This window comes from Chryseobacterium sp. 2VB (assembly GCF_005503635.1).
Classification (GTDB): domain Bacteria; phylum Bacteroidota; class Bacteroidia; order Flavobacteriales; family Weeksellaceae; genus Chryseobacterium; species Chryseobacterium cupriresistens.
Window position 1 is genome coordinate 136,110 of the sequence record NZ_SCNC01000010.1, and the last position, 22,866, is coordinate 158,975.

The window sequence follows — 22,866 nt, forward strand, 5'->3', positions numbered from 1 at the left end:
AATGACTTAACACAAAATAACGCTTCCTCAATCAACATGATGGGTAAAAAGAATTTAATAAAAAAGCCCTGTACATTGTACAAGGCTTCCTATTATTTTTCAGCAAGTTTCTTCAAATCTCCCAGTCCCAGGCTAAACATTTTGTCCATATTACTGTCCATCATAGGCTTCATGATTTTCATCATGGTATTCAGCTCATTATCTATCATCCAGGTCACTTTTGTACCGCTGCCCTCAGGAGTCAGTATGATATTACTTTTAGCAGTTCCCTCAAAAGGTTGTATGAAATGAAGCTGGGTTCCCAGTTTTTCATTCGGGATAATTTCTGTGATAGACTGTTCTCCTTCACTGCCGTCACCTTTCCAGTGATAAGAGTTGCCAGGCTGGTTACCCGCACCTGAATAAGTGACAGAAAAATTTTTGATTTCTTTAGAAAAAGGATCCCAGGTATTGTATGCTTGTAAAGAGCTGGTATGCTGCCATACTTTTTCCTTTGGAGCATTAATGACAATTGATTTTTCATAGTGATAATCTTTACTGAAAGCCAGCATGGCAATGACAGCATAGATAAGAATCAGTACGATGATAATACCGATAATTTTTAAGAGTGTTTTCATAGTCTGTATATTTAAGGTTACTTATTTAATGATGACTTTTTAAATCTGTTCTCAAAATTAAATATTCCCACATCACTCCTTCTTTCCATATGACAAGATTAATTAAAGATAAGGTATTTTTGTCATACCACACCAGTAAGGCATTATTTTTGAGCGTTTCAGCTGTGATTCCCGATGAATCATTAAATTTACCTTATCTAAAAAAGATCAAAAAAATGAATATTTTAACAGAAAAATTTAACACTCCATATCATTCGGCTCCGTTCAACAGTATTAAAAATGAAGATTATCTGTCTGCATTTAAAGATTTAATTCAAAAATCTGAAGCGGAAATTGATGCTATTGTCAACAATCCTGATGCTCCCACATTCGAAAATGTTATTGAAGCTTTGGCCTATTCGGGAGAACAGCTGGATGTGGTTTCTAATATTTTTTTCAACTTAAATTCGGCAGAGACCAGCGATGAGATCCAGCAGATTGCCCAGGAGGTTTCTCCGATCTTAACGGAATATTCTTCAAAAATTTCTCAAAACGAGGCTCTTTTCAACAAAATCAAGAAAGTATATGATGAAAAGGGAAAATATAATCTTAACGAGGAACAGGAAATGCTTTTGAATGAGACCTACAAAGGTTTTGTAAGAAGCGGAGCTTTACTGAATGAGGAAGACAAAGAAAAATTAAAGAAAATCAGCATGGATCTTTCTGTAAAATCTTTACAGTTCGGACAAAATGTTCTGGCTTCTACCAATGCTTATTTTAAACATATCACCAATAAGGAAAATCTAGCAGGAATTCCTGAAGCCATCATGGATCAATATGCCGAAGAAGCCAAAGAAAGAAACCTTGACGGTTGGGTGGTCACGTTACAGTATCCAAGTTATATCCCGTTCATGACGTATGCTGAAAACCGTGAACTGAGAAAGGAACTGGCTTTGGCCAATGGTAAAAAATCTTTCGACGGTGGTGAATTTGACAATCAGAATTTGATTAAAGAACTTCTGAATTTAAAACAACAAAAAGCTGAACTTTTAGGATATAAAAACTACGCTGATTTCGTTCTTGAAGAAAGAATGGCCAAGTCTCCGGTGAAAGTTTTCGATTTTTTAAATGAACTTCTTACCAAAGCAAAACCTTATGCTGATAAAGAAATTGAAGAATTAAAATCTTTAGCAAAAGCCGACGGAATTGAAGAAATGCAAGGTTATGACCATGCATTTTATGCTGAAAAACTTCGTAAGGCGAAATTTGATCTTAATGATGAAGAATTAAAACCTTATTTTCCATTACATCAGGTTCAGGATGCTGTATTCGGGCTGGCTGGAGAACTTTTCGGACTGACATTTGAGGAAAGAAACGACATTCCGAAATATCATGAAGATGTAAAGGTATATGAAGTAAAAGAGAACGGAAATTACAAATCATTATTATATGTTGATTATTTTCCAAGAAAAGGAAAAAGAGCCGGTGCATGGATGACCAGCTACAAAAACCAGTATAAGCGAAACAGCGAAAATTCCCGTCCGCATATTTCAATTGTCTGCAACTTCAGCAAACCGACAAAAGATACCCCTAGCTTATTGACCTTCCAGGAAGTGACGACTCTTTTCCATGAGTTTGGGCACGCTCTTCACGGAATGATGGCGGATACTCAATATCCTACTCTTTCCGGAACTTCTGTGAAATGGGACTTTGTAGAACTTCCTTCACAGTTTCTGGAAAACTTCTGCTATGAGCCTGAGTTCCTAAAAACTTTTGCAAAACACTATAAAACAGGAGAAGTTCTTCCTGACGAAAAAATTGAAAAAATTGAGCAGTCGAAAAATTTCATGGAAGGTTACCAGACTTTAAGACAGCTAGGTTTCGGACTTCTGGACATGAATTATCACACTAAAGTGGCAGAACTGGAACATGAAAGTGTAAAAGAGTTTGAAGATAAATATACCAAAGCAACCACTCTTTATCCTTCGAATTCTGAAACAGCGATGAGCCCAAGCTTTTCTCACATTTTCCAGGGAGGATATTCGGCAGGATATTATTCTTACAAATGGGCGGAAGTTCTGGATGCTGATGCTTTCCAGTATTTCAAAGAAAACGGAATTTTCAATCCTGAGATTGCAGCCAAATATAAAGTATTGCTTTCTTCGGGCGGAACAAAAGATCCAATGGAGCTTTACAAAAGTTTCAGAGGCAGTGAGCCTAAAGTGGAAAGCCTGTTGAAAAGAGCATTTGGATAGGATATACCTTGAAAATTATGACAGAAGAAATCAACAAGTTAGAAGCTGTTTTTAATCAATCTTTAAAAACAGTTTTTGAACGTATAACTCCTGAAAAGATTGATGAAATTCTTGACAACAGAGATTCTGCAGAGTTTTCTGATGAATGGATGAAAGCCTATCAGGCAATTGAAGAAAAATCTTTAGATGAGGAAACAGAAGACAAAATAAGTGATATCCGGAAGGAAATTTTTATTTCCACCTTCAGAACCACCGGCTCTTCAGATCTTCCCGCTTATATTTCCGATGATTTTGGTTTGATCTGCTCTTACCATATTCATCAGATTGAAAATAGCTGGGTAACCAATTTGCTTTTCACTTATCTTCATCATCAGATTCCAGATGGTGAACTGCTGAAAACAGAGAAAACAATAAAAGAATTGATCCCATAGATCAGAAAACACAATAAAAGAACAGCGTTTGCTGTTCTTTTTGTTTTAAATTAGCCGCTCGAAAACCTCAAAATAATTCCTGATCCATGACCATTCAAGAACAAATCCAGGACTATATCAACAGTCAGCCGGAACTGAAACGCAATGATATGCAGGAACTCCACAACATTATTGTAGAGCTCATGCCGGAATGCCAGCTGTGGTTTCTGGATGGTAAAAACGATGACAATAAAACAGTTTCCAATCCTAATATCGGATATGGATTTTATACATTACAATATGCTGACGGAAAGACCAGAGATTTTTACCAGATTGGGATGAGTGCCAATACTACAGGAATTTCCGTTTATATTATGAATATCAGTAACAAAACTTACCTGTCAAAAACGTACGGAGAAAAGATAGGTAAAGCTGGTGTAACGGGATATTGTATTAAATTTAAAGCTTTAAAGGATATTAATATTGAAATACTGAAAGCTGCCATACTGGATGGACTCAAAGAATAACTTTTTTAATTCTGTAAAAAATAACCTATTTTTTCCAGGAAAGCTAAATTTGTACAGGAAGCGATCCATTTTGTAATTTTAAATAATGAGCACGATAAAACAAAGATTAGAAAACGTAAAAAAACTTCAGGCCAAAAGATGGGAAAACGAAGATCACTGGGATACTTTAAACGATCTGCTGATCAGGGAACTGGATGAAATCTTACTGGCTGAGCCTGACAACACTCCGGCTTTAATTAATATGGGTGCTGTTTATTCCGATATGGGAGAAAATGAAAAAGCACTGGAATATTTAAATACAGCATTAAATTTAGGTTCTGAAGACAAAAATCTGTTTGTCAACCTTTCCATTGTGCTTGTTTATATGGGAAAACATCAGGAAGAGTATCTTGAATATCTTGAAGAAGCTGAGGATAAAACTGAAGATCCTCTTACTTTTAAAGCATATTTTGATCCGCAATCCCTTTAAAAATCATTTTAATTACAATCATGTTACTGGCTATATTATTACCCTTTTTATCTTTTATCGTCCGGGGAAAAGTTTTCACCGGAATCATCTGTCTGATTTTACAAATTACCCTTATCGGATGGCTTCCTGCGGCAATCTGGGCTGTACTTTCTTTAAATAATGAAAGAGCAGACAAAAGAAATGACCGATTGATCAAAGCCATGCGGGAAAATAAAAGATAAAACTTACCAAGACTACACAAACACCTGATTTAAAATCAATTAATAAACATTATCTATTGTTTTTCAGTTTCTGATTTATAAATTTCATCAAAAAAAATTGCGAAACCGAAAAGTTGCACATATATTTGCAACCATATAGTTTCATTTAAAAATTATCACCTATGAGAAGAGATATTTTTCAGGCTATAGCAGATCCTACACGAAGAGCTATTATTGCACTGATCGCAGTACAGGCGATGACGCCCAATGCCATAGCAGAGCATTTTGATACGACTAGACAGGCCGTTTCAAAACATCTGAAAATTCTGACAGAGTGTGAATTGGTGACTCAAAATCATCAGGGAAGAGAAATTTATTACTTTCTAGAAATTGATAAAATGAAAGAAATAGACCATTGGCTGGAACAGTTCAGAAAGATATGGGAAAGCCGTTTCGAACAGCTTGACACGTTACTGGCAACTTTGAAAAGCCAGCAGAAATAAAGTTTAATACGACAACCAAACTATAAAAATATTAATATGAAACATCTTCTTCAGTTCGATTTCCTTGCAGATAAGGAAAAGAACACCTTAACCATCAGACGTGAGTTTATAGCGAACAGACAATTGGTCTGGGATTGCTACACGAAAAGTGACCTTCTTGATCGTTGGTTCGCCCCCAAACCATTTACTACCAAAACAAAATCTATGGAATTCCGTGAAGGTGGACACTGGCATTATGCAATGGTAGAACCTGACGGAAAAGAATACTGGAGCTGGGTTGGCTATCACAAGATCAGTCCAATTGATTCTTATACTTCAAGTGATGCGTTTTGCAATGAAAAGGGAGAAATCAATATAGATCTTCCCCAGGCAGAATGGACAGTAACTTTCACGGATAAAAATGAGAATACCCTTGTAGAAACAATTGTACACTATCAGTCCTTAGCTGATCTGGAAACCATTATCGAAATGGGAATGGAACAGGGAATGATGGCAACTCTTGAAAAACTTGACGAATTATTATTAACATTAAAACCATAAAAATGAGCCACAAAATCACAGTTTCTGCAGCCATCAATGCAGATGCACAAAAAGTATGGAATTATTACACCCAACCAGAGCATATCACCCAATGGAACTTTGCTGATCCTTCCTGGCAATGTCCTTCCGCTTCAAATGATATGAAAGTCGGAGGAAAATATGCCGCAAGAATGGAAGCAAAAGACGGAAGTTTCGGTTTCGACTTTGAAGCTGTTTATAATGAAATAAAAGAAGGCGAAAACTTTACCTATACCATGCCGGACGGAAGACAGGTACATGTTGACTTTAAAGAAAACAATGGCCAAACCCATGTAGATGTAGCTTTTGATCCTGAAAGCCAGAATCCTGAAGAAATGCAGAAAGGAGGCTGGCAGGCAATTCTTGATAATTTCAAAAAATATACGGAATCAAATTAAAAATTTTCAATTGAGAGTTGGTATAAAGCTGGATGTTTTACATTCAGCTTTTATTTTTAAGGGATCGGAAACCTCTCATCTCTGATATTGTCGTAAATTTATATTTCAAAATGTGAAATATCTGAGATTAATATCAGAAAGAACTACAATCCTTGTCAAGATTTAAAACCTAGAACCACAATTTTTTGAAGCTATGAAAGAAAATAAATACGATAATCCTTCATTTTTTGATCAATACGAGAAAATGCTCCGTTCTCAGATAGGATTAGAGGGAGCAGGAGAATGGCACACCTTAAAAAATATGCTGCCTGATTTTCAGGGAAAAAATGTTCTTGACCTTGGCTGTGGTTTCGGATGGCATTGCCGCTATGCGATAGAACACGGAGCAAAATCTGTAACCGGAATTGATCTTTCAGAAAAAATGCTGGCAAAAGCTATGGAAATCAATAATCTTAAAGGAATTCAATATGAAAGAAAAGCCCTTGAAGATGTTGACTATCCTGCAGAACAATTTGACATCATATTGAGCTCTCTCACCTTGCATTATATAGAATCATTCGATAGTAGCGTTCAAAATATTCATAAGTGGCTTGTTTCCGGCGGATCATTTATATTTTCGGTAGAGCATCCTGTTTTCACGGCAGAAGGCGGTCAGGATTGGGTATATGATAAAAATGGTGAAAAAACCTGCTGGCCGGTAGACCGTTATTTTGTGGAAGGAAAAAGGAACACTACTTTTCTGGGAGAACATGTCATCAAATATCACCGTACTTTAACTTCTTATTTAAATACATTATTAAAAGCAGGTTTTAAAATCAAAGAAATTATTGAACCTCAACCAGGCGAAGAGATGTTGAAAGAAATTCCGGAGATGAAAGAGGAACTCCGCAGACCGATGATGTTGCTCATTTCAGCTGAAAAATAATTTTCAACCAGAAATTTGAATTTATTTCTCTTAGAATCTGATGATCTATCAACATTAAAATCCAGTATCATTTTCTGTTTCTCAGTTCCGGAAGAACATGATCCGGAACTTTAAGAATACAGATCATTACCAAAATCAGACAGAGAATATTAATCAGCAAAGCAACAGAGAAAGCATTGTGATAATGTTGTGCATCAGGTTTTTCTCCAAGAAAATAATAGAAAACACTTCCTACAGCAACAATTCCGATAATGGCAGCAATCTGCTGAAAGGTATTATAAACACCTGAGGCATTGCCAATCAGCTTTTCAGACATTCCGGACAGGGCTATATTGGCCAGGGAAGGAATAACTGATCCTATTCCCATTCCATGTAAAAATAACAGCAGACAAAAAACAGGAAAATTCGTCTGCCTATTGAATAAAAACAATTGAAGGATTAGGATAACCATAATACAGCTAAGTCCTGCTATCAGGGATTTCTTTCCATACTTCAAAATCAGTTTTACAGAAACGAACGATGCCAGGATAAAACCTAACCCTTGAAAAACAATAATCTTCCCTGCATCCAACGGGCTGATCTTTAGTCCGTTCTGAAAGAAAAGGGATAAAATATAAAAATAGGAATCCAGCATAATAAAAAAGAAAGAAACCGCTATGATTCCTAGATTAAAATTTTTACATCTGAATAATTCAAAATCAATGAGATAAGAACGATTATTGTGAATTCTTTTCTTCTGATTTTTTATAAAAGTGAATAAAATCCCGCCAGAAATAATCATTAAAGAAACATTTTTGAAATGCAGCCCTTCATGCTCAGATGTGGTTAAAGCATAAGTAGCACAGAACAATCCTGCAGAAAGAATCAGAACACCCGCCACATCAAAGGACTGTTTCACAGGAATTTTAGATTCTTCCAATAATTTCAAGGTAAGAAAAACTGCCGGCAGGCCAATTGGAATATTGATCAGAAAAATGAGTCTCCAGGGTTCATCCATCATGCTCAGAGACGAAAAATAACCACCCAGAAACTGTCCCAAAACAGTTCCTATCCCAATGGTTATCCCGTACCCGCCCATCGCTTTGGTCCGTTCGTGATGATCAGGAAACAGAATCTGTATCATAGAAAGTACCTGGGGCGCCATCATTGCTGCACTGATTCCCTGTACAAATCTTGAAATAATCAACTGACCTGCTCCTGCAGAAAATCCGCAAACCACCGAGCTTATCATAAAAGCCAATAACCCGATCATATAGATCTTTTTTCTCCCGTACAGATCACCCAATCGCCCTCCTGTAATGAGTAAAGAAGCAAAACCGATAAGATAAGCTGCAATCATCAGCTGCATTTCTCCGTTGGAAGCCTGAAGATCACGCTGTATGGAAGGTATGGATACATTAATGATAAAAATATCCATAATTGTCAGCAACTGACCAAATAGCACTACCAATAATTTCAAATACTTACGCTTCATTTTTATATAGATATATCTATTTTCAATAATTTAAAAAATTAAGGTAATAAGCCCTGTATCATTTTTTTCACCTGATCAAATGAATCGTTCTGTCTGTTGATTGTGGAAGTAACAACCGCTCCTTCTATTAAAAGGAAAATATTTTCTGTTACTACATCCGGATCTGTCAGTTTTGTTTCTGCTGTGTATTCGTTAACGATTGCTTTAATCAGCTCTTTTTGTTTTTCTTTATGTTGTTTTGCAAAAGCAGAAACGGCAGGATTTCCCTCTCCGGTTTCAGAAACAATTTTAATGAAATGACAGCCTGCAAACTTTGAAGTCTGCTGGAGTTTCTTCCGGTAATCAATAAGTGCAAGAATCTTTTCTTTCGGGTCTGAAATTTTGGATGTACTGTTTTCAAATCCTTCAAACCATTCATGCTCTTCTTTAACAAGATAAGCCTGGAGAAGATCATTTTTAGAGGAAAAATGATTGTATAAAGACCCAATGGCAATATCAGCTTCCGCAATAATCTGGTTGATTCCTGTAGAATTATACCCTTGTTTGTAAAACAGATCTGAAGCAACCCTGATAATCCTTTCACGTACTTTTTCCTTTTTCATCTTGAAAATTTTTACAAATGTAGATAAAAAATAGATAAGTCTATCTATTTTTAAAATTGAGATAAAAATTATTTTAGAAGATCAATACAATCTGTTCAAAATGGAGGTTCTGTTTTTTACCCCAAAAGAATTGATGAAAATATGAATTTGCTGCAGCAGAGTTCGAAGACCCGGAAGGAAACAGAATTGCAATGCAAAAAACAGCACAATAGCATACCATTCATTGCATATTATTTTTTTTAATACAGTTGATGCATATTTTGTATATTTAAACAACCATTTGAAATCTAATTTGGTAAATAACTATGGCGGAAGAACTATATTTCATCAAGACCAATCCCACTATTGCCAAAATTAATTTGTACAATAAGCTCAGCCGTGAAGAAGAACATATTCTGAAATTTCTTCAGCCTGAAGCGAAAAACAGCCTTGAAACCATTAAAGAAAAAGTAAAAAGTTCTGTTGAAGAGCTTACTCAGGAAGAGCTTCTGCTTATTTTTCAATGGTTTCACAAAGTATATTCTTCAGATCACGAAGAGACCAAAACACAGCTTTTCATCAATGGTATTGATCTTTTTTATGAAATTCCAACAACCGTTCATGCCGAAAATTTCCTTCAGATCCTTTCCGATTATGAAAAACTGCTGAAACAGGACATGAATTATATTGTGGATGCTAAAAATTTCAATCAATTTCTGATCTACGGAATATTTCTGACAGAGATGATCAACAGAAAACAAAATTCTGATAATATCCTTTGTGAATATCTGAAACCGGATAACCAGTCTTTGTACCTTATGGCAGAAGACCAATGTGGCTTGAAAGATTTTGATCCTGCCATCATCCCGGATCTTCAGCATTACTTTACCGATCTTTATGATCTGACCAGATTTTACAAGGGATCTATCATCAAGCTTGAGCAGGAATAGAAAATTATGCGGTTTATGTAACATCCTGCATTCAATAATTGCCTTTTATAGTATTGAACCAGGATAAAAACTATAACATAGCCGGCAGTTTCCTTTTACGATGCGGAACTGCTTGCTTTTTTATGAAACTTTCTGACATCAGATTAAAGAACAGCAAAAGCTTTATGAACAACTTTACATCAGATACTCAAATCATCATCAGAAAAGGAGTCAGTGATGATCTTCCGGAAATGCTGCAGCTTTTTACGGCAACCATAGATGAAGTATGTAAAAAAGACTATGATACTCAACAGCTTGAAGCCTGGAAATCCGGGGCTCAGAATGAGGAGAGATGGATGAAAGTGATCCGTGATCAATATGTTTTGATCGCGGTCATAAAAAATAAGATTGCTGGTTTTTGTACGCTTGATCACGGAAATTATATTGATCTGCTTTTTGTACACAAAGATCATCAGCATCAAGGTATCGCAACCATGCTTTATCGTCAGATTGAAAAAGAAGCTTTGCTGAATTATGAAACAAAGGTTACTGCAGATGTAAGCAAAACGGCCAGACCATTTTTTGAAAAAGCAGGCTTTCAGGTTGTTCAGGAAAAAACGGTCTATGTAAAAGGAGTTCCTTTGACCAACTTTACAATGATCAAAAACCTCATCGTTTAATTTTCAGGCTTATGGAATTACATTCTGAATACAAAGAGTATAGAATTTCAGTCCCTCAGGAATTTGAAAATGTATTTACTCATTTTTATTTTGCTGAAAATACTTCCGAATCCTCCGTTACCAAGACGCTTTTACCTACTTATCAAACAATTCTGTTATTTTGTTTTGGAGAAGATGCTACGATGTCTACGCGGGAAAAAACGATGATAAGTGTGGACAAATGCATGGTATTCGGACCGGTAAGACAAGCTTTTGAATACACACTTCCCGCAGGATGCTCTATTTTGGTTGCCAATTTTAAGGATGATGCATTCTTCAGATTTTTTGGAAAAATATCTATTGAAAAATCGCTAAAACATCCGGATGAATTACTGGAAAAAAATTGTTTTACAGACCTTTGGCATCAGCTTACAAGATTAGATTCAGTCACAAAACGGGTAGATTACATTCTTGAATTCTGTAAACCTTATCTGCAGGATCGGGACATTACAGGACAGCTTTTGAGCAGTTTTGAGAATGATCTGTTAAATCCCGTTAAAGTAATTGCAGAACAGACTCAGCAGACAGAAAGAAACATCCAGCGAAAGCAGAAAGAGCAGTTTGGCTATTCTTTAAAAGAACTTACCCGCTACCATCGATTTCTAAAAGCTATACAATTCATTGAAAAGGAAACAGAAAGGCAAAACCCTGTCAAGTGGTTTACGATCATTGATGAATGTGGCTATTATGACCAAAGCCAGCTCATCCATGATTTCAGACATTTTATCAACATCTCGCCGGCTCAGTATTTAAAATTCCAGCAGGAAATCTGTAATCCCAGGTCCGGATAGACCGTTTCGTTTTCTTACAATTTTTGAAAAGAGCACTGCGCTACTTTTGTCTCATTAATCTTAACAATCAAAACAATGAGACATTTAATCATTTACGCGCACCCTAATGAAAACAGTTTAAATCATCATCTTTTAAACACAGTTGTTGAAACCCTTCAGCTCCATAACGAGGAAGTTGTTGTGAGAGATCTTTATACCATAGGCTTTGATCCTATACTTTCACTGGAAGACATGCAGGGACAACGTGTGGGAAAAGTTTCGGATGATGTAAAAACTGAGCAGGAGCATATTTCATGGGCAGAACAGATTACTTTTATCTACCCAATCTGGTGGACCGGACTTCCTGCGATAATGAAAGGATATATAGACCGTGTTTTCAGCTATGGTTTTGCTTACCGATATGACCAGGGTATACAGAAAGGGCTTCTGGAAGGTAAAAAGACGGTGATCATCAATACCCATGGAAAATCCTATGAAGAATATGAAAAAACAGGAATGGATAAAGCATTGACACTCACTTCTGACAATGGCATTTTTATCTATTCAGGGCTTGAAATTATCAGGCATTTATTTTTTGATAAAGCAGATAAAGCTTCTTCCGAAAATCTGGAAATCTGGAAAGGTCAGATTAGAAATCTATACTCTGAACATGTTCTTAACTATTAATTTTTTTCATGAAAACAATGATAGAAAAACAGAGAATAAGCCCTATTTTAAAGACTTCTTATCAGGTGACAAAGAAAATAATACAATACAGTTTTTACATCTTTATCCTGTATTTTATTTTTAAGGGATTTATGGCATGAAATTAGCTTCAAAAACCGCAAGTAAAATTGTTTTGAACCATTATTTTAAGCCATTAAGATTGATGGATGGTTAAGTTTTTCTTTTAAAACAAATCTTGTTATAACCCTGCAATGCGTCTTAATGGTTTAAATATTGGATCCTCAGGAATTCCCTGTATATTTGCATCACAATGAAACATCTGAACAGTATATTACGTCTTCCATTCTTCAGTGAATATTACACTCCGGGCTATCGTTCGGGAAGACTTTCTATATCTGTAATCCAATAAAAATAATCTAACGTATATATAGAGCCCGGACAGTACCTGTCCGGGCTTTTTTTCATTTTAAAACTATTCAACATGATTCATCCATTACAAGAAAATGTGGCTATCATCCTACCGGAAAACGGTCTGGAAGAAAAACTGGCTGTGGCCTCTAAAGAAAACAGAAAACTTTCCATCAAACTGGGATTTGATCCCACCGCTCCGGATCTCCATCTGGGACATGCGGTAGTATTGAAAAAGCTGAAACAGTTTCAGGATCTGGGGCATCAGATCATTATTGTTGTAGGAAGCTTTACGGCAAGGATTGGCGATCCTACAGGAAAAAATAAAGCAAGAAAACCTTTAAGTGCCGAAGATGTTCAGCATAATGCCCAGACTTACATCAATCAGCTTTCAAAGGTTATTGATGTAGAGAAGACGAAGATTGTTTTCAATTCCGACTGGCTGGATGCTCTTGATTTTTCTGAGGTCATTCAACTGCTTTCAAAAGTGACCGTGGCTCAATTGATGCACCGAAATGATTTTAATAAAAGGTTTACAGAAAATACGCCTATTGCCATGCATGAACTGGTTTACCCGATTCTTCAGGGTTTTGATTCTGTAAAAATTGAGTGCGATATCGAGATGGGAGGCACAGACCAGCTGTTCAACTGCACGATGGGAAGACAGCTTCAGGAGGTGCATCAAATGCCCGCTCAGATTGTCATGTGTACGCCCTTACTGAGAGGTCTTGACGGAAAAGAAAAAATGAGTAAATCCCTGAACAATATTATCGGACTGACGGATGAGCCTAATGAGATGTTTGGAAAAACCATGTCTATTCCTGATACTTTGATTGAAGAGTTTATCAACCTGACTACCGATTTTTCGATGGAAGAAAAAACAGCGATTTTTTCCCGGTTAAACGAAGGCGAAAACCCAATGAATATTAAAAAAATCATTGCTAAAAATATCGTCAGCCAGTACCATGATTCTACTTCAGCTGAAGATGCAGAAAAGTTCTTTATCAACCAGTTTCAGAATAAAAATTTTGAAGAGAAAGTGTATGAACCTGTAGCTATTGGTTCATTGAAAAGCATCAAAAATAAAATTTCTATTGTTGAACTTTGTCACCAGCTTAAAAATGACCTTAGCAAATCTGCCATCAGGAGATTGATTGAGAGTGGAGGAATTCAGATCAATACCATTAAAATAACAGACGCAAATGAAGAGATGGAGTTGATGCCTCAAACTAAAATTAAAATCGGGAGAAGGGGCTTTTTTGAGCTGGTGTAAGGCTGGAAGACGGGAGCTGGGAGATGGAAGTTTCCGGCAGACGTCGAACATATGAAGTTTTTTGATTGGAATATTTTTAAAAAAACAGAAGTTACAATAAAAAATACAGAAATGCTCTACAGCACAATAATAGCTTCCAGCTTCCTTCTTCCAGCTTCCACCCTTTACAACCTTTAACCTATGCAAGAAGAAATAGGACTGAAAATTGCATTCAAGTAAGAGCTTATTTTTTTATTTTTGACTATGAATCTTAACCTGCGCTATCAACAAGCTGATGATACTGATATTGATTTTCTTCTCGATCTAAGAATGAAAACCATGAATCCTCATTATGAAAATTCCGGGCTTTCTACCGACAGGGAAACAACTTTGCAAAGAGTTCTGTATCAGTTTGAAAAAGCCAATATCATTTTTTTAGATGACCAACCCATCGGGCTGTTAAAAGTAGACAGAACATTTACCAATATTGAGGTTCTGCAGCTTCAGATTGATCCCAGTCAACAGGGCAAAGGGCTTGGAAAAAAGATCTTGTCAGATATTTTAGAAGAAGCTTCTTTAGCAGGGAAAACGGTTTCATTAAGTGTTTTAAAAACAAATAAAGCACAGCATCTTTATCAAAGTCTTGGGTTCAGAATTGTGGGGGAAGACCAGTATTCTTATTTTATGGAAACGGAAAGACAATAGATGCTTTTTTTAAGTTTTGACTAAAGCCGTTGAATGTTCCCCTTTGATTTAAACACAAATCTCACAAATAAATGAGCATAAATAGCCACGATCATCTGTGAGATTCTTAATTACATTTCATTCCATTCAGAATGACACTCCGGAAACAAGCCTTGATTACCCGTTAGTCTTTACTGGTTTGCCATGGTTACGTAAATCAATCTTCCGCCTTCTTCTGAGGAAAGCAGTATTTTTTTACCATCGGTAAGTTCAACCATAGAGCCTGGTGGAATTTCTTTCTGTTCTGTGACATCCTTCATTCCTGATAAGCTTTGGTTGACCAATACCCATCTTCCCTGGTGGAACGTAAAATATCCTACCGGCATTTTATCCTGCATCGTCAGATTTTCATTGCGTATCACTTTCCTGGAAACATGCCATTTGAAAAGATATTGATTATGATAAACCATGAGCCTGTGATTTTCCGGTTTCCAGACCTCATCATCAAATTTAAAATATAAGTCTAAAACGGGTAATGTTCCCTGATGTGGTATTCCGCAAAACGGGCATTTGGGATTACTCGTATTATCAAAGACGTACCATTTTTCTGTACAATCCGGATTAAGACATGGTTGGATCAGATCTACTGTTTTCAGTAAAGCAGTTTCCCACTCATTGGCTGTGGGACGCCTGATGGGATCATGTAATCCGTCTACGAATGTTTTCCTGAACAGTTCTGAAATATATGGCCCTGTAACGGTATATGGAATCTTTTGAGGATCTCCCCAGAATGCATCCCACTTTCTGAGATGATCGGACTTCACATGATTGGAATTATTTTGCGGATGTTCTACAAACATTGCTTTTTCTCCCATGGACAGAATTTCATCTTTTTCAGAATCCAGATCCCAGATTTTACCTCCACGCAGCGGATGCCTTCTCAGCAGATACATATAAATGAGAACCGCAAGAGCATGCAGGTCTGTTTTTTGATTGGGTAAATGCCTGTCCGGATCCTGAAGTTTCAGATGTTGGGTTTTCAAAACTTCAGGCGCAATAAAATCAGAAGTTCCTATCACTTCCGGTGGAAAGAGTTTGGGTACCACAAGGCCGTCAATATCGATGATACAGGCAGATTTTGTAACAGGATCCACCAGAATATTATTGTAAGATAAATCGGAATGTGCAAGCCCCATCTGATGCAGCTTTTTTACTCCCCGGCTGATATTGACTGCAATCTGAAAATAGCTCAGCCAATCTCCCAATTCTGACCGATCCAGTCTCAACGGATACTGCTGATTCCGGAACATGGGAGCGGTAAACCACTTCCCCACTTTATCCTGTCCCTGGATATTATCCGAACCAATATAACCTTTGGCAAAATAAAATTTATGGTGATAAACAGGAACTACAATTCCTGTGAGTTTATTTCTTTCAACAATATCATAAGGCCATCTGAATATTTCGTTCAGAAAGTACTCTGAAGCATTTCCACTCTGTAAACTTTGCAGATAAGTGGAAACAATTCTCATGATTCTTTCTTTTTGTCCTTCATCCAGCGGATTCCGGTAAAAAGCAACTACATATTCTTTATCAGGCGAAAAATAAACATCCTTCACCCCGCCCCGGATAGGGTTTTCATCTACATATTCATAGGATTTGGCTGTGTCCAGAACAGAAACAACCTTAATGGTCTTTTTCATTCGTATTAATAGATTATTGCCAATGTACGGTCATCGTGGTTTCCTCTGCTCCAGAAATCGCTCCAGATTAAAAGTTCTTCATCAATCTTTTCATCGTTGATAAAATCTACTTTCGCCCTGTCATCATTATTCCCGGCAAGGTCTTCAAAAAGTGCTTTCCAGTTTTCTGTGTCTTCCAGTTTGTTTTCGGTGGTAAATTTAGGATCATAAATACCATCTGTCATCAGCACCAGATAAGAAAAATCTTCTACACAGGTAATCCGGAAACGGGAAGCTATTGTATCATTAAAAATTTCTTTCATGGTGATGAAACGTGTCCCTCCACCAAACTCTCCCACATCCATCCGGTTTAAAAGCTTAACTTCAGAAAAGTCTGTATTAATAAGATTGATCGGGCAGTCTCCCACTCCAAAGCTCAGAATGACATATCCGAAACTGAACTTTTTAAGTAAAGTAAAAATAAGAGTAGCGTGCAGATCATTTACTGAAAAATCATTTTCCACTGCTGTTTTTTCCAGTGTGTGATAAACATGTAAAACACCTTCTGATAAGATATTGATGATATCCTGCTTGGCTTTCAATTGTTCTTCATCAGAAAACTGATTGATATATAAAACATTGATGTTATTTTCAATCTGATTTAAAGTCTCCTGTGAGTTAAAAAACCGGTTGATTGTTTCCGTTGCCAGTCTGGAACCTTCTCTTGCAGCTTTTGCTGAGCCTGCTCCATCTGAAACAGCAATAATATTCCAGCCATCGGGAAGCCTATTTACAGCAAAATCGTCTTCACGAAATTTGCCTTCATGCGCATGGGAACGTCCTCTTTTCGAAGCGACAACATTTTTTTTGTCTGAAAAAGAACCTTTGAATGAGTCTTCTTCCGGTTTATAAAAAGCGGCGTTTGTATCGCTTGGAATATTCTTCCATAAATCTTTTGGATCTGCATTGACGAAGAGCTGTATTTTCTTAGTCTCCATCTGATGCTGATCATGAATATGATAAAACTGAATATCCAGATGGTACATATTATTGGTAACCGGGATTCCTGAGATTCTATTGTTTTCAAAAGTAAGCCCTGTTTCTTCAATGTTTCCGATATTCTGAATCTGTATGTTCGGGAAATCTTCCATATCGAAAGTGAATTCATAGAACTGCTTTGCACTGGCATTTTTCAATACCCAATGAGCATCTTTGAACTCTTCTTTTTCTTTAAAAACAACAGCCTGTTCCATCGTCTTTGGTTTGGATTCTGCGGCAGACTTCCTGAAAAATTTCCCCATCATTAGCCCAGCGTTCTGTTAATATCAAATCCTCCTCCGGAAAATCCGTAATAATCCGAAGTTCCACACCAAGGACATTTGCTGTATCCTTCCCCTCTCAGACAGTGAATTCCTCCACACGAGCAGGTAGCTAATGCAATAGGATTGGCACAATGAGGACATGAAGTACCTCCATCCAGTTCTTCGATATTGATTTTAAGATGCGTTTTCTGATTGGAAGAAAGTCTGTAGTAGGCTTTTTCATCAATTTTATACGCTCCGTCCAATCTGTAATATCTTGTAGCCATTCCCGGTATGCTTGATTCTGCGAATGCTTTTTTAAACTTCATCAGATAAAGCTTTTCCGTTTCCTGGCATTTTCCGTTCAATACTACAAAATTATTATCCGGGAATCTCTGTTCCATTTCTGGATCTACTTTCTCCAGAATCATGGAATCTATTTTAGACAAATTAATTCCTTCTTTTTTGGCTTCTGTGACACTCTGGCTGGTTGTTTTAATAGAATCTGTTACCCATTTGAAAAACTCTTTGTAAGAATTCTCATCAGAATTATTGAACAGTAAAACATGGTCTGCCAGAGATCCGAGAAGTTTATAATTGGTATTTTCTCCAATAGAAACAGCAATAGTGTTAGATTTTCCGTTGTATTTGTTATTCCATCTTTCAATGGCTTTGGTCGCATCATCAGTGGGCACTCCGTCTGTAAAAAGAAACACTATAGGTTTCCAGTCGCCTTTTCTTTCATACGTTGTTTTCACAATATCCCTGTCAATACAATCCATTAGTTTAATTAAACCCTGGGAAAGTGATGTACCACTTCCGACCGGAATTTTAGGCGGATAAAAACTGATAATATCCTGCATCGGCGTAATGATTTCAGCTTCTCCCGCAAAACCAATCACGGAAATGTAGACAGTTTCAAGTGAATAAGGATCTTTTTTTAATTCCCTGATAATATTAGCGATCCCTTCCTGCACCTGCTCAATAGGTTCTCCTACCATAGATTCGGAGACGTCTACTAAAAAATAAATAGGCAGTCTTCTCATGCTGTAAAGACAATTTTTTAAATAATAATAGTAAGCTCCGATGGTGGCGGAGGTAATGTGATGTTTTCTCCTGTATTCTGAGATTGTCCTCCCTGCGTAATGGAAGAACTCACCCATTTGAAAAAGGAAGAGAGGGTAATGGCATCCGTAGTATCAAGCTTTACCACATGATCTGTGAGTTCCTTCAGAAACTTTTCATCAGCTTTCGGGCCTGCTGCACATCCTACGATAGCACCAAATTCCAGTCCTCTGATCACCGGGATCATCTGCCTGTATTTCTGAATATCCGAAGGTTTTCCATCCGTAAATATAAAAAGCAGCGGCTGCCAGTCTCCCTTTGTATCGGCAGATTCTTTTACAATTTCCTTCTGCATCAATTCTGAAACCATTTCCAGGGCTGCTCCTGTATGCGTCGGGCCACTGTCCGGACAGGTAATTTCCATGGGATAAAAGCTCGCCAGATCTGTTAAGGGTATCATATTTTTAACATCTCTATCGAAGGTTATAACACTCAAATGCAGGCTGTCCATTGCCTGCGGATCTGCACGAAGCATACTGATAAGGCCGTTGAAACCATTATTCAGTGCCTGAATAGGCTCTCCGTTCATAGAACCTGAAGTATCTAATAAAAAATAAGCTAATAATCTCCTGCTCATTATAGACAAGTATTAATTCTGAAGCCGTCGGCGGAAGTCGGAGACTTCCGCCGACGGCTTTTATTATGGTTTAATAAAATTCGAAAATCTAGTTGGAATACGCGTATTGCTGTCTCAGAATATCGATAAAATTATCTGTATTGTGTGGTTCTCCCACAGCACGGAATTTCCAGTCTCCGTTGTGGCGGTATGCTTCTGCAAAAACCATTGCACATTTACCATTCATACTTGAATCACCGGAAAGGCTGTATTTTGTAATTTCTTTTCCTGAAGCATCTACGGCACGGATAAATGCATTTTCAATCATTCCGAAGTGCTGGTTATTGGTTCTTCCCTGATAAATAGTAACAAGGAATACTATTTTCTGATAACTCTGATCCAGCTGATCCAATCTTACAATGATCTGTTCATCATCTCCATCTCCTGCACCGGTTCTGTTGTCTCCGGTAAGCCATACATTTCCGCTTGGATGCTGCATGGAGTTGAAGAAAACCACATCTCCCTGGTAAAGCCCCATCTGTCTTCCGTCATTGGTCTGTACCGTTCTTCCCAAATTGGCTACTTTTCCGTTGCCATCTAAAAGAAATGCTACTGCATCAAGGTCGTATTCTGCTTCTTTACTGAATAGTTTTCCAAAAAAACCGCTGCTTTGTTTTCTTACATCCCATCCTAAACCGATGGTTACTTTTGAAAGATCATACACGCTTTCTCCGCGGTCATTCTTTCTTAAATCTATCGTTTGTCCTTTCTGTAAATTAATTGCCATAGTTATAGTTTTTGTGTATTTGACGATTTATTTGATGATTTGCCCTTTGTAGTATTTTTCAAGGAAGAAGCCAAGATCTGCTCTGTATCCTATTCCTGAAGCTTCAAATTTCCAGCTTCCGTTTCTTTTGTACAGTCTTCCGAATTCTACACCGGTTTCAATAGAGAAATCCTCATCCAGTTCGTATTTTGCAATTTCCTGGTTAGAATGGTTATCTACTACTCTGATATAGGAATTTCTTACCTGTCCGAAATTCTGTCTTCTTCTTTCAAAGTCTTCTATGGTTACCACAAAAAGGATCTCTTCTACTCTTGAATCTACTTTATCAAGGTCTATAATGATCGCTTCATCATCGTCACCATCACTGTTTTTACCACTCGGATCATCTCCTGTATGGATAAGGGCTCCATCCGGAGAATTTAAGTTATTGTAAAAAACGAAGTATTCTTCGCTTACTAATTTTCTGTCAGAATCAATCATGATTGCAGAAGCATCCAGGTCAAAATCGTAGCCGGTTCCTTCATTCGGATCCCAGCCTAATCCAATCGTCATTTTCGTCAATCCTATCTCGATCTTTTGTCCTTTCTGTAGATTAATTGCCATAGTGTTTTATATTATGATTATTTTTTGCATTAAGATAGAAGTGATTTATGAACTGACCAAATTTATTGATGAAAAAATGCTATAGACCGCTTAATTAAAACGATTTAAGTTAAAAAACAGCTATAAAAAAAGGTCCAATTAAAAATTGAACCTTGTATTATGTAAAAACGAGTAAATTAATTTTCAAATTCTTTATCTGAAACAGCATTGTTTCTTGCTTTGGCCAGCATGGGAATGGAGATTAATCCCATCACCAGCATAATCACAATCTGCAGCGGTAAAGAAATAAAGGAATAGGTAAGCCCCATTTCACCTCCAAAATCTGCACTTTTCCCTACTGAAATAAACAGCGCCATAAAACCATACTTCATGGCAAGGTTATACGCTCCGATTCCTCCACTGGCAGGAATAATCATTCCCAGTGTTCCCACTACAATAATGAAAAATCCATCTGCAAAGGTAAATGCTGAAGTTTCAGGAAGGGCAAAGCACACCAGATAAGCTGCTAAATAATAGCAAATCCAGATTCCTAATGTATAAAGAATGAATTTCCCTTTTTCTTTTAATTTAAAGATGGAAGTTATCCCCTGAAAAATCCCGTCAATAAAGCTAACCACTTTTCCTAAAAACGGAACTTCTGCCAGTTTCTTTCTAAATACAAAAAATAAGACTGTTCCTATTACCAGAATGGAAAGGATCAATATTATTTTAGTAGGATTAATATTGACTCCTGAGTTTTTATAGAATGACAGAATGGCTTCGTATTTAAACAATAATGTCAGTCCTAAGAAACCAAGCATACAGATCAGGTCTACTACTCTTTCCAGAATAATAGTTCCGAAAGATTTATCTACAGGTACTTTTTCCACGCCATATAAAGCGGTTGCCCTTGCTACTTCGCCACTTCTGGGAATCGTAAGATTCATCAGGTAACCAAATGAGATAGACCAAAGCGCATTGGAATTGGAAATTCTGTGTCCCATCGGCTCCAGCATCAGATTCCAGCGGATCGCTCTGAACCAGTACGCCAGAAGACCAAATACGGAAGCAAACAATACCCAGATATAATTAGCTTTTGCCAATGACTTTTGAATGACTTTAAAATCCAGACCTCTTAAGGCAAGCCATAAAAAAAAGCCTGCAAAAGCAAGCGATATTACTATTGTAAGTATTGATTTTACCGGACTTTTTGATGTTTTCTCCATGTACTACGTAAGAAGATTTGTTTTTTCATCCGGGAAAACGATCTTTGGCTGGAAGTCTTTTGCTTCTTCCGGAGTCATCTGAGCATAGGCAATGATGATAATGATATCATCTTTCTGTACTTTTCTTGCTGCAGGACCATTCAGACACACTTCCCCTGATTTTCTTTTCCCTTTGATCACGTAGGTATCAAAACGTTCTCCGTTGTTCACATTCACGATATAGACTCTTTCTCCCACTACCAGACCGGCAGCTTCTATAAGATCTTCATCGATCGTTATACTCCCTATATAATTAAGGTCAGAGGCAGTTACTCTCACCCTATGAATCTTAGACTTGAAAACTTCTATTAACATGTTGCAAATTTATTAATAAAAATTAATAAAACAGGCGTTTATTATCATTTTAAAACTCCCACAAACACAGGGGTTTAATTTAACAAAACACAAGAAATATAAAAATTACTTATAAATTTAATAATCATATGGTCAAAAAAATTAATTCTTCATACACAATTTAGGATTTAATAAATACGAAAAATAATATTAACTTTTTGCTAAAGTCAATACACATAAGCATTTGGCATGATTTTAGTAACCTGTAACGTAGATTTTCTGTGAAAAGTGGAATTATCATATTTTAACTGATTTCAGTGAAATGCAAAAAAATTTCACAAGTTTTAATAAAAAAATTGCACAATTAGAAAATAGTACTATATTTGCTATAATTACGAACTAACTTTAATATTAAAAATTATGAACAAGTCTGAATTAATCGACGCAATCGCAAAAGATGCAGGTATCACTAAAGTTGCAGCTAAAGCTGCTCTAGAGTCTTTCATTGGTAACGTTACAACTACATTAAAGAAAAAAGACGGAAAAGTTTCTTTAGTAGGTTTCGGTACTTTCTCAGTAGCTGAGAGAGCGGCTAGACAAGGTATTAACCCTGCAACTAAAAAACCGATCAAAATTGCTGCTAAAAAAGTTGCTAAATTCAAAGCTGGAGCTGATTTATCAAATGCAGTTTCAGGTGCTAAGAAAAAATAATCATTCAGATTACAAAAATTCAGGGCTGTTTCTTAGAAACAGCCTTTTTTATGTTCAATGATGATAGAAAATTAACCATTAAGAAGTTTTAAGGGTTTAGAAATATTAAGTTTTGGCTCCTATGTTTGCAAAAGAATAAATTTACATACAAAGCAAAAGGGGTGAGAGAACAGTTTTGGCTAAATAACTCAGGAAGTATATTGTGCTTTAGAAATGTC

General features: G+C 36.8%; 27 protein-coding genes. 16 read left to right on the forward strand and 11 right to left on the reverse strand.

Going from position 1 to position 22,866, the window contains the following annotated elements; translation table 11 throughout:
- Positions 1–92: 92 nt before the first annotated feature.
- Positions 93–617 carry an SRPBCC family protein gene (locus tag FFS26_RS11735; RefSeq protein WP_137905104.1) on the reverse strand — a complete coding sequence of 175 codons (525 nt, stop codon included), beginning with the start codon at positions 615–617 and terminating at the stop codon, positions 93–95.
- Between the two features lie 215 nt (positions 618–832).
- On the opposite strand from FFS26_RS11735, the gene FFS26_RS11740 reads away from it, so the two are divergent.
- From FFS26_RS11740 to FFS26_RS11780, 9 genes are all read left to right on the forward strand, one after another.
- Entirely contained in the window at positions 833–2,851 is a 2,019-nt protein-coding gene (locus tag FFS26_RS11740; RefSeq protein WP_137905105.1) for a M3 family metallopeptidase, read from the forward strand.
- Positions 2,852–2,868: 17 nt separating this feature from the next.
- Entirely contained in the window at positions 2,869–3,282 is a 414-nt protein-coding gene (locus tag FFS26_RS11745; RefSeq protein ID WP_137905106.1) for a hypothetical protein, read from the forward strand.
- 86 nt (positions 3,283–3,368) lie between these two features.
- Positions 3,369–3,788 carry a DUF1801 domain-containing protein gene (locus FFS26_RS11750; RefSeq protein WP_137905107.1) on the forward strand — a complete coding sequence of 140 codons (420 nt, stop codon included), beginning with the start codon at positions 3,369–3,371 and terminating at the stop codon, positions 3,786–3,788.
- An 85-nt stretch (positions 3,789–3,873) separates the two neighbouring features.
- Positions 3,874–4,257, forward strand: a complete 384-nt coding sequence (locus FFS26_RS11755) for a tetratricopeptide repeat protein (RefSeq protein ID WP_137905108.1) — start codon at positions 3,874–3,876, stop codon at positions 4,255–4,257.
- A 20-nt stretch (positions 4,258–4,277) separates the two neighbouring features.
- Complete coding sequence (locus tag FFS26_RS11760; protein ID WP_228449431.1) at positions 4,278–4,478, forward strand: YqaE/Pmp3 family membrane protein; 201 nt, start codon at positions 4,278–4,280, stop codon at positions 4,476–4,478.
- 161 nt (positions 4,479–4,639) lie between these two features.
- Positions 4,640–4,960 carry an ArsR/SmtB family transcription factor gene (locus FFS26_RS11765; RefSeq protein WP_047378845.1) on the forward strand — a complete coding sequence of 107 codons (321 nt, stop codon included), beginning with the start codon at positions 4,640–4,642 and terminating at the stop codon, positions 4,958–4,960.
- Between the two features lie 36 nt (positions 4,961–4,996).
- Positions 4,997–5,500, forward strand: coding sequence for an SRPBCC domain-containing protein (locus FFS26_RS11770; RefSeq protein WP_137905110.1), 504 nt, complete (start codon positions 4,997–4,999; stop codon positions 5,498–5,500).
- A gap of 2 nt (positions 5,501–5,502) precedes the next feature.
- Positions 5,503–5,916, forward strand: a complete 414-nt coding sequence (locus tag FFS26_RS11775) for an SRPBCC family protein (RefSeq protein WP_110010077.1) — start codon at positions 5,503–5,505, stop codon at positions 5,914–5,916.
- A gap of 193 nt (positions 5,917–6,109) precedes the next feature.
- Positions 6,110–6,841 (forward strand): class I SAM-dependent methyltransferase, encoded by a 732-nt coding sequence (locus FFS26_RS11780; RefSeq protein WP_137905111.1) that lies wholly within the window; start codon positions 6,110–6,112, stop codon positions 6,839–6,841.
- A gap of 67 nt (positions 6,842–6,908) precedes the next feature.
- Here the strand turns inward: FFS26_RS11780 and FFS26_RS11785 are convergent, their stop codons facing one another.
- Both FFS26_RS11785 and FFS26_RS11790 read right to left on the reverse strand, forming a co-directional pair.
- Positions 6,909–8,315 (reverse strand): MFS transporter, encoded by a 1,407-nt coding sequence (locus FFS26_RS11785; RefSeq protein ID WP_137905112.1) that lies wholly within the window; start codon positions 8,313–8,315, stop codon positions 6,909–6,911.
- 38 nt (positions 8,316–8,353) lie between these two features.
- Entirely contained in the window at positions 8,354–8,917 is a 564-nt protein-coding gene (locus FFS26_RS11790) for a TetR/AcrR family transcriptional regulator (protein ID WP_110010081.1), read from the reverse strand.
- 305 nt (positions 8,918–9,222) lie between these two features.
- On the opposite strand from FFS26_RS11790, the gene FFS26_RS11795 reads away from it, so the two are divergent.
- From FFS26_RS11795 to FFS26_RS11820, 6 genes are all read left to right on the forward strand, one after another.
- A complete protein-coding gene (locus FFS26_RS11795; protein WP_110010083.1) occupies positions 9,223–9,846 on the forward strand; it encodes a hypothetical protein in 624 nt (207 codons plus the stop codon).
- Between the two features lie 122 nt (positions 9,847–9,968).
- On the forward strand, positions 9,969–10,505 hold the full coding sequence (locus FFS26_RS11800) for a GNAT family N-acetyltransferase (RefSeq protein ID WP_228449432.1): 537 nt from the start codon (positions 9,969–9,971) through the stop codon (positions 10,503–10,505).
- Between the two features lie 11 nt (positions 10,506–10,516).
- Positions 10,517–11,335 carry a helix-turn-helix domain-containing protein gene (locus tag FFS26_RS11805; protein ID WP_137905113.1) on the forward strand — a complete coding sequence of 273 codons (819 nt, stop codon included), beginning with the start codon at positions 10,517–10,519 and terminating at the stop codon, positions 11,333–11,335.
- A 75-nt stretch (positions 11,336–11,410) separates the two neighbouring features.
- Positions 11,411–12,001 (forward strand): NAD(P)H-dependent oxidoreductase, encoded by a 591-nt coding sequence (locus FFS26_RS11810; RefSeq protein WP_137905114.1) that lies wholly within the window; start codon positions 11,411–11,413, stop codon positions 11,999–12,001.
- A gap of 481 nt (positions 12,002–12,482) precedes the next feature.
- The gene (gene tyrS, locus FFS26_RS11815) at positions 12,483–13,682 is read left to right on the forward strand and encodes a tyrosine--tRNA ligase (RefSeq protein WP_137905115.1); all 1,200 of its coding nucleotides are present in this window, start codon (positions 12,483–12,485) and stop codon (positions 13,680–13,682) included.
- Positions 13,683–13,925: 243 nt separating this feature from the next.
- On the forward strand, positions 13,926–14,366 hold the full coding sequence (locus FFS26_RS11820) for a GNAT family N-acetyltransferase (RefSeq protein WP_110010087.1): 441 nt from the start codon (positions 13,926–13,928) through the stop codon (positions 14,364–14,366).
- 170 nt (positions 14,367–14,536) lie between these two features.
- Here FFS26_RS11820 and FFS26_RS11825 read toward each other — a convergent pair whose 3' ends face one another.
- The 8 genes from FFS26_RS11825 to panD form a co-directional block, all read right to left on the reverse strand.
- Positions 14,537–16,048, reverse strand: a complete 1,512-nt coding sequence (locus FFS26_RS11825) for a helix-hairpin-helix domain-containing protein (protein WP_137905116.1) — start codon at positions 16,046–16,048, stop codon at positions 14,537–14,539.
- 5 nt (positions 16,049–16,053) lie between these two features.
- Complete coding sequence (locus tag FFS26_RS11830) at positions 16,054–17,331, reverse strand: PP2C family serine/threonine-protein phosphatase (protein ID WP_137905117.1); 1,278 nt, start codon at positions 17,329–17,331, stop codon at positions 16,054–16,056.
- On the reverse strand, positions 17,331–18,374 hold the full coding sequence (locus FFS26_RS11835) for a TerY-C metal binding domain-containing protein (protein WP_137905118.1): 1,044 nt from the start codon (positions 18,372–18,374) through the stop codon (positions 17,331–17,333). Before FFS26_RS11835 ends, FFS26_RS11830 begins: the two co-directional genes overlap by 1 nt.
- A 17-nt stretch (positions 18,375–18,391) precedes the next feature.
- Positions 18,392–19,030, reverse strand: coding sequence for a vWA domain-containing protein (locus FFS26_RS11840; RefSeq protein WP_110010091.1), 639 nt, complete (start codon positions 19,028–19,030; stop codon positions 18,392–18,394).
- A gap of 88 nt (positions 19,031–19,118) precedes the next feature.
- The gene (locus FFS26_RS11845) at positions 19,119–19,796 is read right to left on the reverse strand and encodes a TerD family protein (RefSeq protein WP_110010092.1); all 678 of its coding nucleotides are present in this window, start codon (positions 19,794–19,796) and stop codon (positions 19,119–19,121) included.
- A gap of 27 nt (positions 19,797–19,823) precedes the next feature.
- Complete coding sequence (locus FFS26_RS11850) at positions 19,824–20,399, reverse strand: TerD family protein (RefSeq protein ID WP_047420681.1); 576 nt, start codon at positions 20,397–20,399, stop codon at positions 19,824–19,826.
- 176 nt (positions 20,400–20,575) lie between these two features.
- The gene (locus FFS26_RS11855) at positions 20,576–21,604 is read right to left on the reverse strand and encodes a lysylphosphatidylglycerol synthase transmembrane domain-containing protein (RefSeq protein ID WP_137905119.1); all 1,029 of its coding nucleotides are present in this window, start codon (positions 21,602–21,604) and stop codon (positions 20,576–20,578) included.
- Positions 21,605–21,607: 3 nt separating this feature from the next.
- Positions 21,608–21,958: an aspartate 1-decarboxylase gene (panD, locus tag FFS26_RS11860; protein WP_002976902.1), complete on the reverse strand. Its 351-nt coding sequence runs from the start codon at positions 21,956–21,958 to the stop codon at positions 21,608–21,610.
- A 399-nt stretch (positions 21,959–22,357) separates the two neighbouring features.
- On the opposite strand from panD, the gene FFS26_RS11865 reads away from it, so the two are divergent.
- Positions 22,358–22,648 (forward strand): HU family DNA-binding protein, encoded by a 291-nt coding sequence (locus tag FFS26_RS11865; protein WP_002976900.1) that lies wholly within the window; start codon positions 22,358–22,360, stop codon positions 22,646–22,648.
- Positions 22,649–22,866: the final 218 nt, after the last annotated feature.